We start from the raw sequence: 13,181 nt of genomic DNA, 5'->3' as shown, positions 1-13,181 counted from the left end.
GCGCATGTCCAGAAACGGTCCTTTGGCCCTGGGTTTTCACGGCCTGGTGGTGCTGTTCATGATGGCGCCGCTGGTGGTGGTGTGCCTGGTGGCCTTCACCCCGGAAAACACCTTGAGCCTGCCCACATCGGGGTTTTCCCTGCGTTGGTTTCGTGCGGTGTTCGAGCGCGCGGACTTTATCCAGGCGTTCTATAACAGCCTGGTCCTGGCCTTCACGGCGGCAAGCCTGGCCACGCTGATTGCGGTGCCCGCCGCCTTGGCCATCAGCCGCTATCAGTTCCCCGGACGCAATTTTTGCAGTGCCTTGTTCCTGTCGCCGATCATCATCCCGCACCTGGTGCTGGGGGTGGCGATGCTGCGTCTGTTTGCGCTGATGGGCGTCAACGGCAGCTTCACCTGGCTGATGCTGGCGCACGTGGTGATCATCACGCCGTATGTGCTGCGCCTGGTATTGGCGGCCGCCATCGGTATTGACCGCAGTGCCGAGCAAGCGGCCGAATCCCTCGGTGCCGGGCGCTTTACGCTGTTTCGCCAGATCACCCTGCCGATGATCCTGCCCGGCGTGGCCGGCGGCTGGCTGCTGGCATTCATCAACAGTTTCGATGAAGTGACGCTGTCGATCTTCGTCAGCTCACCGGCCACGCAAACGCTGCCGGTGCGCATGTACGTCTACGCCACCGAATCCATCGACCCCATGATGGCGGCGGTGTCGGCGCTGGTGATCGGGTTGACAGCGGCCACCATGATTGTACTGGACCGGGTCTACGGCCTGGACCGCGTCCTGGTGGGGAAACACTGATGGCGCTGTTCAAGCGATTGGCCGAAACCACGCGCCCTGCCCTGGCCTTTACCCTGGACGGGCAACCGGCCACGGGGCTGCTGGGCGACACCCTGCTCACGGCCATCCTGACCTGCGCCGATCACCTGCGAGGCAGCGATTTCAGCGCCGAGCGCCGCGCCGGGTTCTGCCTGATGGGCGCCTGCCAGGATTGCTGGGTACGGCTGGAGGACGGGCGGCGCGTACGGGCCTGCTCGACGCTCCTGGAAGAGGGCCAGGCCATCAGCCGCGACCCGGGGCGCCAAGCATGAAGCCGGTGGTGATTGTGGGCGCAGGCCCGGCGGGGATCAGTGCGGCGCGTACCCTGCTCGAACATGGCATCAAACCGTGCCTGATCGATGAAAGCCTGCGCGGCGGCGGGCAGATTTATCGGCGGCAACCGGCGAACTTCCAGCGTTCGGCCAAGCAGCTTTACGGTTTTGAAGCGGGCAAGGCTGAGGCGGTACACCGCACGATGGATGAATTGGCGCCGTTGCTCGACTACCGGCCCGAAACCCTGGTGTGGAATGCCGAAGGCGGTCGCCTGGACCTGCTCCATCACGGCCGTGCCGAAAGCCTTGCGTACTCACGCATCATCGTTGCCACCGGCGCCACCGATCGTATCCTGCCGGTGCCGGGCTGGACCCTGCCTGGGGTGTACAGCCTTGGCGCTGCGCAAATCGCCTTGAAGTTTCAAGGCTGTGCCATCGGTGAGCGCGTGGCGTTTTGCGGCAGCGGGCCGTTGCTGTATCTGGTGGCGTATCAATACGCCAAGGCCGGGGCCAACGTGGTGGCGGTGCTCGACAGCGCGCCCTTCAGCGCTCAATGCCGGGCATTGCCGGCGTTGCTCGGGCAACCGCTGACCCTGGCCAAGGGCTTGTACTACCGCGCCTGGCTCACGGCCCATGGGGTTCCCGTACATCAGGGGGTGACGCTCAAGCAGATTGACGGTGAACAACGGGTCAGCGCCATCCGTTGGGCTGAACAGAGCCTGGCCTGTGATGCGGTGGCCTTCGCCCATGCGTTGCGCAGCGAAACCCAGCTGGCGGACCTGCTCGGCTGCGAATTTTCCTGGAACGCCCTGAATCGTGCCTGGTTGCCGCAACGCGACAGCGCCGGGCGCAGCAGTGCCGACGCGGTGTACCTGGCCGGCGACGGCGCCGGCATCATGGGCGCGGAGGCTGCCCACATGGCCGGTGAGCGGGCAGCCTTGGCGCTGCTGGATGATTTGGCTATCACCATTGATCAGCGTCGCGCCGCCTGGCTGGAGCAGCAGTTGGCGGGCATCCAGCGCTTTCGTCAGGGCCTGGAAACCGCCTTCCCCTTCCCGCAGCAGTGGGCAGCCGAGGCGCCCGATGCGTTGATCCTGTGCCGTTGCGAGGAAGTCCGCGTGGGCGATGTGCGCGCGGTGGTCGACGAAGGCCACTGGGAGATCAACCGGGTCAAGGCCCATTGCCGCGTCGGCATGGGCCGCTGCCAGGGCCGCATGTGCGGTTTGGCGGCGGCGGAAATCATTGCCGAGCACAGTGGCCGAGGCATTGAGCAGGTCGGGCGGCTGCGCGGCCAGGCACCGATCAAGCCGCTGCCATTTGGCGTGCAGGTGCAACCATGATCGACGTCATTGTGCTGGGGGGTGGCATTGTTGGCGCATCGGCGGCCCTGATGCTCGCGCAGCGCGGCCAGCGCGTGGCGCTGCTGGAACGGGACTTTTGCGGCTCCCATTCCAGCGGCGTCAACTATGGCGGCGTGCGGCGTCAGGGTCGGCCATTGCATCAACTGCCGTTGTCGCAACGTGCCCATCAGCTCTGGGCCGACCTGCCGGGGTTGATCGGTATCGATGGCGAGTACGTGCGCTCCGGGCATCTGAAGTTGGCGCGCAGTCACGCGGATTTTGCCGCGTTGCAGGCTTACGCAGACCAGACGCAAGGATTCGGCCTGGGCTTGCAACTGCTCGATCACGCGCAGCTGCGCGCCAGGTTCCCTTGGGTGGGCGACATCGCGGTCGGTGCTTCGCTGTGCCCCGAGGACGGCCATGCCAACCCGCGCCTGGTGTCGCCGGCCTTCGCCCGTGCCGCGCAACGCCTGGGCGCAACGATCTTTGAGCAGGCCGAAGTGATTGGCATTGAGCACGACGGAGCGTGTTTCCAGGTGCGCTGTGCCAACGGCCTGCACTTACACGCACCCTGGCTGCTGAACTGTGCCGGCGCGTGGGCCGGCACCGTCGCCGCACAGTTTGGCGAGCCGGTGCCCATCACTTCGGCGCACCCGGCGATGCTGGTGACCGAACCGCTGCCGGTGGTGATGACGGTGAGTACCGGCGTTGAAGGCGGTGGGATTTACGCGCGCCAGGTCGCCCGGGGCAATTGCATCCTGGGCGGCGGCCGCGGCTTCGCCCTGGGCCCGCTGACGGCGCGCCCAGGGCAAGCGGCCGTGCTGGAGATCTTGCGCAACGCCACTGAGCTGTACCCGTTCCTCCAGGGCGCGCAGGCGATCCGTACCTGGAGCGGCACCGAAGGCTACCTCCCCGATCATGAACCGGTGATCGGTCCCAGCAGCACCCAACCCGGCCTGCTCCACGGTTTCGGCTTTGCCGGCGCCGGGTTCCAGCTTGGCCCGGCGGTCGGTGAAGCCCTGGCGGACCTGGTCTGCACAGGCGCCAGCCGCCAACCCATTGCAGCGTTTTCCATTCGTCGTTTCCAAGCCTGAGAGGAAAAACATCCATGAGCCTACGTATTGCACTGTCCTGCTTGTCCCTCGCCACACTTGCTTGCACCGCCCAGGCGGCGCCCACGCTGTACCTGGGCATGAACGGCGGCACCATGGAGCGGGTGTACGCCGACAAGGTGCTGCCCGCCTTCGAAAAAGCCAATAACGTCAAGGTGGTGATCGTGCCCGGCACGTCGTCGGACATCCTCGCCAAGGTCCAGGCCAACAAAGACAACCCGCAGATGCACGTGATGTTCCTTGATGACGGCATCATGTACCGCGCCATCTCCATGGGCCTGTGCGACAAGCTCACGCCCAATCCGACCCTGGAGCAGATCCCCGCCAAGGCGAAGATCAAGGATCAAGCCGTGGCCGTCACGCTCGGCGTGACCGGCCTTGGCTACAACGCCAAGATGTTCAAGGAAAAAGGCTGGGCGGCGCCCACCTCGTGGATGGACCTGGCCGACCCGCGCTTCAAGGACAAAGTGGTGTTCCAGTCGCTGGCCTCCTCCACTTTCGGCCTGCATGGCTTCTTGATGTTCAACCGCATCCAGGGCGGCGACGAGACCAACGTGGAGCCCGGCTTCAAGGCCTGGCCAAGCACCATCGGCCCGAATGTGCTGGAGTACATCGCCAGCTCCGCAAAAATATCCGAAATGGTGCAAACCGACGAAGCCGCCATCTTCCCGCTCACACCGACCCAGGTCACCACTCAGAAACTGCTCGGCATCCCGATGGAATATGCCCAGCCCAAGGAAGGTGCGGTGGTGCTGAACGTGGCCGAGTGCGTGATTGCGCGCAATGACCAGCCGGAACTGGCGCAGAAACTCGCGGCGTTTTTGCTGACCGCCGAAGCCCAGGCGCCAGCACTGGAAGAAGGTGACCAGATTCCGTCGAACCCGACCACCCCGACCACCGACAAGACCCGTGGCCGGGTGGAGGCCATGCAGGGTTACTTGCAGAGCGCAATTTCGATTGATTGGGACCAGGTCAACCAGGCGCGGCCAGAGTGGAACGCGCGCTGGAGTCGGTCGATCGAGCGTTGATCAGACAGGCGCTATCGGCAGCGCACGCTTGTGCGCTGTCTGGCGGTACGCCTTCTCGACGATTGCCCGCACCCGTTCAGTCACCGGTTCGCCCATCAGGTAGGCATCGATCTCGGCGTAAGAACAGCCATAGGCGTGCTCATCGAGCTTGCCCGGGGCCAGCTCTTCCAGGTCGGCGGTGGGGTGTTTGTGCACCAGGTTGCCCGGTGCGCCGAGGGCGCTGGCCAGCAGCCGTACCTGGGTCTTGGTCAGGCCCGACAGCGGTGCGAGGTCACAGGCGCCGTCACCGAACTTGGTGAAGAAGCCCATCAACGCTTCCGCGCCATGGTCGGTGCCCACCACCAAACCGTTGTGCAGGTTGGCCACCGCGTATTGGGCGACCATGCGTGCCCGGGCCTTGACGTTGCCCTTGATGAAATCGACATGGCTAGCGCTGGCCTCCGCGGCGCGCAGGCTGGCCATCAAGCCATCGACAGTGGCGGCAATGTTGAGCGTTTCGATCTGGTCCGGGGCGATGAAGTCCAGGGACGCCTGGGCGTCGCCTTCGTCGGCCTGGGTCTTGTAGGGCAGGCGCATGGCGATAAAGCTTGCGGCATACGCTTCGGCGCGCAGTTGCTCGACGGCCAGTTGGCAGAGGCGCCCGGCGGTCAGTGAGTCGACGCCGCCGCTGATGCCCAGCACCAACGCCGTGCAACCAGACTGGTGCAACGTGGACTTGATGAAGTCGATACGCCGCTGGATCTCGCGGGGCTCGCCGCCCTGGGCCAGCGAGCGGTCGATGTTCAGTTCCTGAGCGATACGTTGCTGGGTTTGCATGTCACACCTCCACGCTGCCGACGTTGAATACCTGTGCCGCATACTGCAAGAACGAGGCGTCTTCGCAGACGTTCTTGATCGGATCATCCGAGAACTTCACCACCGGCTCGCCGTGCACCCGCACCAGCTTCATCACGATGCTCAGCGGTTGCACACCGTCCACATCGCAGGCCAGGCTGGTGCCCATGCCAAAACCGAACTTGGCCTTGCCGCGCACGTGCCGCAGGATCGGCAGGCATTTCTCGAAGTTCAAGCCATCGGAGAACATCAGGTCCTTGGTCATCGGGTCGATGCCCAACTGTTTGTAGCGGGCCAGCACCTTGTCGGCCCAGGCGATGGGGTCGCCGGAGTCCTGGCGCAGGCCGTCATAGAGCTTGGCGAAATACAGATCGAAATCCTTGAGGAAGAAATCGGTGCTGATCGTATCGGTCAGGGCGATCCCCAGGCGGCCACGGTACTCACCCACCCAGTGCTCCAGTGCGGCGTTCTGGCTCTCGCGCAGGCGCCCCAGTTGCTGGTGCACCATCAGCCATTGGTGAGCCATGGTGCCGATCAACGGCAGGTCGAATTCGTAGGCCAGGTGCGCGTTGCTGGTGCCGACGAACTGGCCGGGAAAGTCGCGGCGCATGATGTCCACCACTTCGCGCTGGGCCTTGAACGACAGGCGCCGACGGGTGGAGAAGTCAGACACGCGCAAGTCGGCCAACTCCTCGCGGCTGAGGTTTTTCTCCAGCCAGTCGAACTTCTGGTAGAGCTTGCGGGTGACGTCTTCCAAGGTGACGTCGGGGTATTTGTCACGGTTGCGCAGTTCGCTGACCAGCGCCAAGACCGGTTGTTCGAACATGATGCAGTGCAGCATCGGGCCGATAACCCGGATATTCAGTTGGCCGTCGACTTCGCTGACGTGGATATAGCGCAGGTTGAAACGGAACAGGCCGAGAAAGCGTTCGTAATCCGGCGTGAGGTATTCGCGAAAACGCGGGTTGAACAGAAAGCGCAGTTCGCCTTCACGGGCCTGCAAGCCGGCCATGTTCTCAAGTTCAGCGCGCAGTTGCGGGATCAAGTGGCCGAGCTTCTCCTTGGAGCGCACGATGAAGTTGTATTCCACATCGACGTTGGGGTACTGATGCAATACGGCCTGCATCATGGTGAAGGTGTAGTAGTCGGTGTCGAGCAAGCCCTGGATCACCGGCGTTTCGTGGTTGTAGGCACTTTCCATGGTGAGTCTCCTTAACGCGTGGCGTGTACTGCCAGTTCTTCGCGGGTGCTGCTGATGACGGCACCGGCCTTGAGCAATTCATTGACGGCCTGCACGCTGCCCTCCTCGCTGATCCCCCGGCAGGCCGGCAGGTGCAGGACGACCTCCAGGCCGGCCTTGAGCAATTGCAGCGCGGTGGTCTTGACGCAGTAGTCCAGGGCCAGGCCGCCGACGATCACCCGCACGACGCCCTGAGCCTTCAAATACTCGATCACACCGGTGGAAAGCTTGTCGTGCAGGTCGTGATAGCAGGCACCGTAAGGGTGCAGATCGGGTTCGACGCCCTTCCAGACGAAGTAGTCGTAGTCATACGGGGCGGGCAGTTCATCGAGCAGCGTAAAACCCTCGGTACCCGGCACGCAGTGGCTGACCCAGGTGAGGTCGGCGTGAGGCAGGCCGGTGGGTTGCAACATCGCGCTGGCCTCGGTCACCACCCACGGTGCGTGCGGGGTGTGAGCGTCCTTGCTGCCCACACGGTGGCCAACGAGGCTGGCCATGTAGTTGAGCTCGGCGCCGATCTGGTCACCACCCGCCACCGGCAGCTCGTTGGGGCACAGTGGCGTGAAGCTCTTCTGGGCATCGACATCAAATGAAGCGAGGGCGGTTTTCGCGAGGGTCATGGTGGTTCTCCTGTGGCCTGGAAACAAAAGTACACGTCATGTACTTTCATTGCAAGAAACATTTGTTTATCTATGCTGGAACCAGTACATGACATATCTGTTCGATTGGTTAGACTGTGCGCCACTGCTGTTGCGAAGGATTTCCCATGCCACTTAGCCCTTACCTGCACACCGTCGACCTCTGCGCGCTGTTCTACTGCCGCGCCTCCGGCGAATTGAAGCTGCTGCTCAATAAGCGCGACGCTGAACCCTTCGCCGGGCATTGGGCGCTGCCCGGGGTGGTGGTCAACGGCGACGTGCAAGACTTGAGCCTCAAGGATGCGGTGGAGCGTTTGCGGGTGAGCGCCAAAGTCGGCGTGGACCTGGCCTGGTGCGAGCAGGTCGGCACCGTGGGCGACGCGTTTCGCGACCCGCGTTGCTGGTCGTCGTCCACCTTCTACCTGGCGATCGTTGCGCAAGAGGTGACGCTGGCTGAACACCAGGGCTGGTTTTCACTGAATGCGCTGGCAAATGGCAGCATCAAGCTACCGTTCGACCATAACCTGATCGTCGCGGCAGTCCAGGAGCGGCTGTTTTCCAAGTCGCTGTACAGCAGCTTGCCGTTGCTGTTCCTAGGGAATGAATTCAGTGCGCCGGAAGCGACCACGATTTTTTCGCTGGTGCTGGCGCGGCCGGTGTTGAAGACCAGTATTCGTCAGCGTCTGTTGAAGCTGACCGAGGCGGGATATCTGCGTGAAACCGGGCGCAAGAAGCACGGCGAAGGCGGCAGGCCCCAGGCGACCGTGCAGAACCTGAAGCCTGGAGCGGTGTATTTCTTTGATCGCAGCTTTGCTGAATAAACGCGGTCAGCTCATCCAGTTGCCACCGTCGACGTTGTAGGTTTGCGCAACCACATAGTCGGCGTCCTGCGAGGCCAGGAAGATCGCCATTCCGGTCAGGTCCTGCGCCGTGCCCATGCGCCCGAACGGCACTTCGGCGCCTACCCGCCTCTTCTTCTCGCCGGGTGCCAGCCCTTCATGTCGGGCGAACAGCGCATCCACCCCGTCCCAGTGCTCACCGTCTACCACCCCCGGGGCGATGGCGTTGACGTTGATACCGTGCTTGATCAGGTTCAAGCCCGCCGACTGCGTGAGGCTGATCACCGCCGCCTTGGTCGCACAATAGATCGCCACCAACGGCTCGCCACGCCGCCCCGCCTGACTGGCCATGTTGATGATCTTGCCGCCATGGCCCTGGTTGATCATCTGCCGTGCGGCGGCTTGCAACGTGAACAGCGTGCCGGCGACGTTGATCGAGAACAGCCGCTCATAGCTGTCGCGGGTGATCTCGACAATCGGCTCCAGGTCGAACAGCGCCGCGTTGTTGATCAGGATGTCGAGCTTGCCGGCATGGGCGACCACGGCGGCAATCGCCGCATCGATAGAGGCCTGGTCGGTGACGTCCATCGCCACCGCGTAAGCCTGTGGGCCCAACTCGAGCGCTGTGGCCTGGGCACGTTGCAGGTTGATGTCGGCGATCGCGACGCTAGCCCCTTCGGCAATATAGGCCTGGGCAAAGGCGCGGCCGATACCGCGTGCCGATCCGGTGATCAGCGCACTTTTACCTTGCAGTCGTTTCATGAGCGTGGTCCCTCGGGGGTCATAGCGTGTTTTTGGAGTTGAGGGCCGATTACAGCAGCTTGACCAAACCCGCTCAAACACATGGCGAATGCTCGACTGATACTTTTTTAACCTCGTCGCCAAAATCAAAAAAGTATCGGCTCAGGGCGAAACCCTGGGTAGCGCAGAGGCTGCCGGTGCGCGTATTTTGAGGCGTTCCCTTACTTGAAAAGAGGCATGAGCATGCCCGTCAGCCGCGCCGAACTGTTCGAGCATCGCCCCGCCGAACTTGAAGTGATCCTGCCTGAACCGGACCGCTGCTTTCGCTGGTTCGAACATGACTACCCTTACGACCTGGCGCGCTGGAACCACCATCCCGAGTTCGAAATACACCTGATCCGCCAAGGCAGCGGCAAACTGGTTGCCGGGGATTACATCGGCGCTTTCAACGCCGGGCATGTTGCGCTGATCGGCCCGGACCTGCCTCACGACTGGATCGGCGACCTTGCCCCCGGCGAATACCTGAAGGGGCGCGACGTGGTGCTGCAATTTGACGGCGCCGCCCTCCTCGCCTTGCGTAAAAACCTGCCGGAGCTGGGCGATTTGCGCCCCTTGTTCGAACAGGCGCGGCGCGGCCTGGCATTCAGCGGCAGCACGGCCACGCAGGCGGCACAGTTGATCGAGGCCATCGGTCATGCCCAGGGCCTGCAACGGCTGATCCTGTTCCTGCAACTGCTCGACACCCTGAAAAACGCACCACAGCAGCAGGTTCAGACACTGGCCAGCCCCTGCTACGCCCCCACGCTGGATGCGCGCAGTGCCGAACGCATCAACCAGGCCTTCGACTACCTGATCCGGGAACTCACCGGCGACGTGCGCCTGTCGGTGATCGCCCGGCAACTGGAGATGAGCGAAGCGGGCTTCTCGAGGTTCTTCAAGCGCAACACCGGCCATGGTTTTATCGAGCTGATGCGCAAGTTCCGCGTGCAGCGCGCCTGCCGGTTGTTACTGCAAAGCGAGATGTCGGTGGCGGCTATCTGCTTTGAAGTGGGCTACGCCAACTTGTCCAACTTCAACCGGCACTTTCGGATCGAGATGAATCTGACGCCGAGTGAATATCGCCGTGAAACGGCGATGCGATGGTTCAACCGCACTGGCCTGTAGCGTCGGTTACCGGGCCAACGCGCTTTGTGCCAAGTAGACGACCTCAAGATTGATTTCTGCGCGCTGGCGTTCTCCGTCCTCAAGAAACCAGGCTGCCGATAATCCGGCATGCGCCACTACCCATTGCAGCAGGCGTGGGCGTGCGAGGCCGGCCATTTGTGCAATCACGTCAACCTGGCGGATGAAACGTACCGGGTCGTTACAGGTAGGCAAATCCGGGTTACAGATCAGATTGGCGTAGTCGTAACCGCGCTCGCCCATCACCCGCTTTGGGTCGATCGCCAGCCAACCCCGCGCACCGAAGTCGAGAATATTGTCGTGATGGACATCACCATGCAGCACCACGATGTCCTGTTGCGCCGCCAGCAACGCACGCGCCGTCGCTGCGCAGTCGAGCAACCTGCCGCCCTCATCCTCAGCCGCATTCCACAAAGACTGAAACCAGACGTCCAGGGTCAGTAACCCTTGCGGTGGCGATGGACGCGGCGCGTGCAGTCTGGCAACCGTCGCGCAGGCAATCCGACTGGCTTCGTCATCCTGCCCCGTGAGCGCCATACGCATCAAGGAACCCGGGCCGGTGGCACGCTCCATCAACAACGCATCGTCATCATGGGCGTACACCTGCGCGGCGCCGTCGCCTGCCCACCAGCTCATCAACCGCCCACCGAGCTTTTCTTCCGAGGTATGGGCAATTTTCAACATCGCCGGGCAGCCTTGCCAGCGCACGGGCAGCAAGTGGCTGCCGGGCGTCACGATAGGCTCGCCGTCGGCACTCAGGTTCCAGGATTGGAGATAGCGTTCGAACATCAAGGAACTCCTTGGGTTATCCCGTAAAAATGACACCCAGTCATTTTTGATCAAAAGGCCAGTTAATTCAGGTTTTTTTCATATTGCTCAACCCTTTGAGCAAAGTTGGTACGCCGCGTGCAAACGTTTGCGAAATGAACTGGGCAACCCAGTTCACCTTACCCCGAGCAATCGGGTTCAAACCGCGTACGAATAGGGATTTTCAATGCACTCCACTTCAAGGCGTCATGCTTGCTTTGGTGTTTCCTTGGTACTGGCCGCCGTTACGGGAGTACTCAGCGCACCCATTTTGGCGCAGCCAACACCGGTCGATGACTCAGCACAGGGCGAAACGCTCAGTCCAGAAACCAAGGGCCCTGATGCCAGCCCCGCAAAAAAAGGCGTGTACCTGTCGGACTGGTTCAACCAGGACCTGACGCTGATCGGCAGCAAAGACATCAGCTTCGGCCCCAAGCCGCAAGATGACATCTACCTGGAATACGAGTACTTCGGCCGCAAGGGCCCGTTCGAGCTGTATGGCTATATCGACGTGCCGAAGATTCTCGGCATCGGTAACAGTAATGACAAAGGCGCGTGGGACCATGGCTCGCCCGTGTTCATGGAGCACGAGCCGCGGATCTCCATCGACTACCTGGCAGGTCGCAGCCTGGCCGTCGGCCCGTTCAAGGAATGGTACGTCGCGTTTGACTGGATCTATGACCACGGCAGCAATAAGTCCAACCGTGCCAACACCCTGTACAGCGGCCTGGGCACCGACATCGACACCCATTCGCGGGTCAACCTGTCGGCCAACTTTTATGGGCGCTACCAGTGGGAGAACTATGGCGCCAGCAATGAATATTCGTGGGACGGCTACCGTGCGCAAATGAAGTACATCGTGCCGATCAGTACGTTCGATAACGGTGCGTCGCTGACCTATATCGGCTTTACCAACTACGATTTCGGCTCAAGCCTGCACAAGGACAACCCGGCGCGCACCGCCAACGCGTTGGTGGCCACCAACGTGCTGCTGTACTCGTTTACTCATCTGCGCTTCACCCTGGTGGGTCGTTATTTCCACAACGGCGGCAACTGGGAGGATGGCAGCGAGCTGAACTTCGGCGAGGGCAACTTCCGCGCCCGCTCCGAAGGCTGGGGCTATTACGCCGGTGTGGGTTACCAATTCTGATCAAGGAGCTTTAGATGAACGTGCTTACCCGTCTCTCGCTGGCCATTGGCCTGGCGTTTTTGCCGCATGTGGTACTGGCGGATGCGCCTGCGCCGATCAAGCCGAAGGTGATGCTGATCACCATGTTCGCGCCTGAGGCGCAGACCTGGATAGACCGTCTGGAACTCAAGCAGGAAGTCCGCGTGCCGGGGCTTTCCGCCGAATACCCAGTGATACGCTGCAACACTCAGTCTGTTTGCCTGCTGGTCACCGGCATGGGCCAGACCAACGCCGCCGCCTCCACCCTCGCCCTGGCCTTGTCGCCCAAGTTCGACCTGCGCCAGAGCTACTTCCTGATCGCCGGGATTGCCGGTATCAACCCCAAGCACGGCACCATCGGTACAGCCGCCTGGGCCCATTACCTGGTGGAATTCGGCACCCAGTGGGAGCTGGATTCGCGCGATGCACCCAAGGATTGGCCGACGGGTTACATCGGCATCAATACCAAGGGGCCGAACGAGAAACCACCGCTGGACTACAAGACCGAAGTGTTTGAGCTCAACCCCAAGCTGCAGGCCAAGGCGTTTGCCTTGTCGCAGAAAGTCGAGTTGAGCGAAAGCAAGGAATCCAGCGCCTGGCGTAAACACTACCCGTCCGCCCCGGCCAACCAACCGCCACAGGTCACACGTTGCGACACCCTGGCCGGTAACACCTGGTTCTCCGGCACGCGCCTGAGCGAGCGCGCCGAGGTCTGGACCCGCCTGCTCACGGACAATAAAGGCGAATACTGCACCACCCAGCAGGAAGACAACTCCACCTATGAGGCCCTGCTGCGCGCCAGTCGCGAAGGCCTGGTGGATATCCAGCGGCTGGCCGTGGTGCGTGCGGGCTCCGATTTCGACCGGCCTTATCCCGGCTACAGCGAGGTGGACAACCTGTTGAAGTACGCAGACCAAGGGGGGTTCGTGCCGGCACTGGAAAACCTGTACCGCACGGGTAACCCGCTGGTACAGGCGATTCTGAAGAACTGGTCGGCGTGGGAAAAAGGCGTTCCAGACGCCTGATAAAGATCAAATGCAAGGTGGGCTGTAGAACACATGATCTGTAGTGAGCGGGCTTGCCCCGCGCTGGGCGGCGCAGCCGCCCCAAACCCGGACGCCTCGGTCTTTCAGAAACACCACGGCGTCCTTGTTGGGGCGGCT

Annotated in this window: 14 protein-coding genes; 9 read left to right on the top strand and 5 right to left on the bottom strand. The window is 62.3% G+C overall.

What is annotated here, in order from left to right; translation table 11 throughout:
* Positions 1-4 precede the first annotated feature (4 nt).
* From DK870_RS19365 to DK870_RS19345, 5 genes are read left to right on the top strand one after another with little or no spacing between them, the layout of a single operon-like run.
* Positions 5-799, top strand: coding sequence for an ABC transporter permease (locus DK870_RS19365; RefSeq protein WP_161549422.1), 795 nt, complete (start codon positions 5-7; stop codon positions 797-799).
* Positions 799-1,089 carry a (2Fe-2S)-binding protein gene (locus tag DK870_RS19360; RefSeq protein ID WP_060755345.1) on the top strand — a complete coding sequence of 97 codons (291 nt, stop codon included), beginning with the start codon at positions 799-801 and terminating at the stop codon, positions 1,087-1,089. Before DK870_RS19365 ends, DK870_RS19360 begins: the two co-directional genes overlap by 1 nt.
* The gene (locus DK870_RS19355; RefSeq protein ID WP_161549421.1) at positions 1,086-2,429 is read left to right on the top strand and encodes an NAD(P)/FAD-dependent oxidoreductase; all 1,344 of its coding nucleotides are present in this window, start codon (positions 1,086-1,088) and stop codon (positions 2,427-2,429) included. Before DK870_RS19360 ends, DK870_RS19355 begins: the two co-directional genes overlap by 4 nt.
* On the top strand, positions 2,426-3,523 hold the full coding sequence (locus DK870_RS19350; protein WP_161549420.1) for an FAD-binding oxidoreductase: 1,098 nt from the start codon (positions 2,426-2,428) through the stop codon (positions 3,521-3,523). Before DK870_RS19355 ends, DK870_RS19350 begins: the two co-directional genes overlap by 4 nt.
* Positions 3,524-3,537: 14 nt before the next feature.
* Positions 3,538-4,569 (top strand): ABC transporter substrate-binding protein, encoded by a 1,032-nt coding sequence (locus DK870_RS19345; RefSeq protein WP_161549419.1) that lies wholly within the window; start codon positions 3,538-3,540, stop codon positions 4,567-4,569.
* On the opposite strand, the gene nadE is transcribed toward DK870_RS19345, so the two are convergent.
* From nadE to DK870_RS19330, 3 genes are read right to left on the bottom strand one after another with little or no spacing between them, the layout of a single operon-like run.
* The gene (gene nadE, locus DK870_RS19340; protein WP_161549418.1) at positions 4,570-5,385 is read right to left on the bottom strand and encodes an ammonia-dependent NAD(+) synthetase; all 816 of its coding nucleotides are present in this window, start codon (positions 5,383-5,385) and stop codon (positions 4,570-4,572) included.
* A 1-nt stretch (position 5,386) separates the two neighbouring features.
* On the bottom strand, positions 5,387-6,604 hold the full coding sequence (pncB, locus tag DK870_RS19335; protein ID WP_161549417.1) for a nicotinate phosphoribosyltransferase: 1,218 nt from the start codon (positions 6,602-6,604) through the stop codon (positions 5,387-5,389).
* 11 nt (positions 6,605-6,615) lie between these two features.
* Positions 6,616-7,263, bottom strand: a complete 648-nt coding sequence (locus tag DK870_RS19330; protein ID WP_090371727.1) for a nicotinamidase — start codon at positions 7,261-7,263, stop codon at positions 6,616-6,618.
* A 146-nt stretch (positions 7,264-7,409) separates the two neighbouring features.
* Here DK870_RS19330 and DK870_RS19325 point away from each other — a divergent pair, with 146 nt between their 5' ends.
* Positions 7,410-8,102 (top strand): NUDIX hydrolase, encoded by a 693-nt coding sequence (locus tag DK870_RS19325; protein WP_161549416.1) that lies wholly within the window; start codon positions 7,410-7,412, stop codon positions 8,100-8,102.
* Between the two features lie 6 nt (positions 8,103-8,108).
* Here DK870_RS19325 and DK870_RS19320 read toward each other — a convergent pair whose 3' ends face one another.
* Entirely contained in the window at positions 8,109-8,882 is a 774-nt protein-coding gene (locus tag DK870_RS19320) for an L-iditol 2-dehydrogenase (protein ID WP_161549415.1), read from the bottom strand.
* Between the two features lie 222 nt (positions 8,883-9,104).
* Here DK870_RS19320 and DK870_RS19315 point away from each other — a divergent pair, with 222 nt between their 5' ends.
* On the top strand, positions 9,105-10,025 hold the full coding sequence (locus DK870_RS19315; protein WP_161549414.1) for an AraC family transcriptional regulator: 921 nt from the start codon (positions 9,105-9,107) through the stop codon (positions 10,023-10,025).
* A 6-nt stretch (positions 10,026-10,031) separates the two neighbouring features.
* Here the strand turns inward: DK870_RS19315 and DK870_RS19310 are convergent, their stop codons facing one another.
* Positions 10,032-10,832, bottom strand: a complete 801-nt coding sequence (locus DK870_RS19310; RefSeq protein ID WP_161549413.1) for an aminoglycoside phosphotransferase family protein — start codon at positions 10,830-10,832, stop codon at positions 10,032-10,034.
* 205 nt (positions 10,833-11,037) lie between these two features.
* On the opposite strand from DK870_RS19310, the gene DK870_RS19305 reads away from it, so the two are divergent.
* Together DK870_RS19305 and DK870_RS19300 are read left to right on the top strand one after the other, a co-directional pair.
* Entirely contained in the window at positions 11,038-12,000 is a 963-nt protein-coding gene (locus DK870_RS19305) for a nucleoside-specific channel-forming protein Tsx (RefSeq protein WP_161549412.1), read from the top strand.
* Between the two features lie 14 nt (positions 12,001-12,014).
* The gene (locus DK870_RS19300; RefSeq protein ID WP_161549411.1) at positions 12,015-13,043 is read left to right on the top strand and encodes a purine nucleoside permease; all 1,029 of its coding nucleotides are present in this window, start codon (positions 12,015-12,017) and stop codon (positions 13,041-13,043) included.
* The last annotated feature ends 138 nt before the right edge of the window (positions 13,044-13,181 follow it).

The sequence above is a fragment of the Pseudomonas sp. Q1 genome, from assembly GCF_009935975.1.
GTDB classification, from domain to species: Bacteria; Pseudomonadota; Gammaproteobacteria; order Pseudomonadales; family Pseudomonadaceae; genus Aquipseudomonas; species Aquipseudomonas palleroniana.
This window is presented reverse-complemented; position numbering and strand designations above follow the sequence as displayed.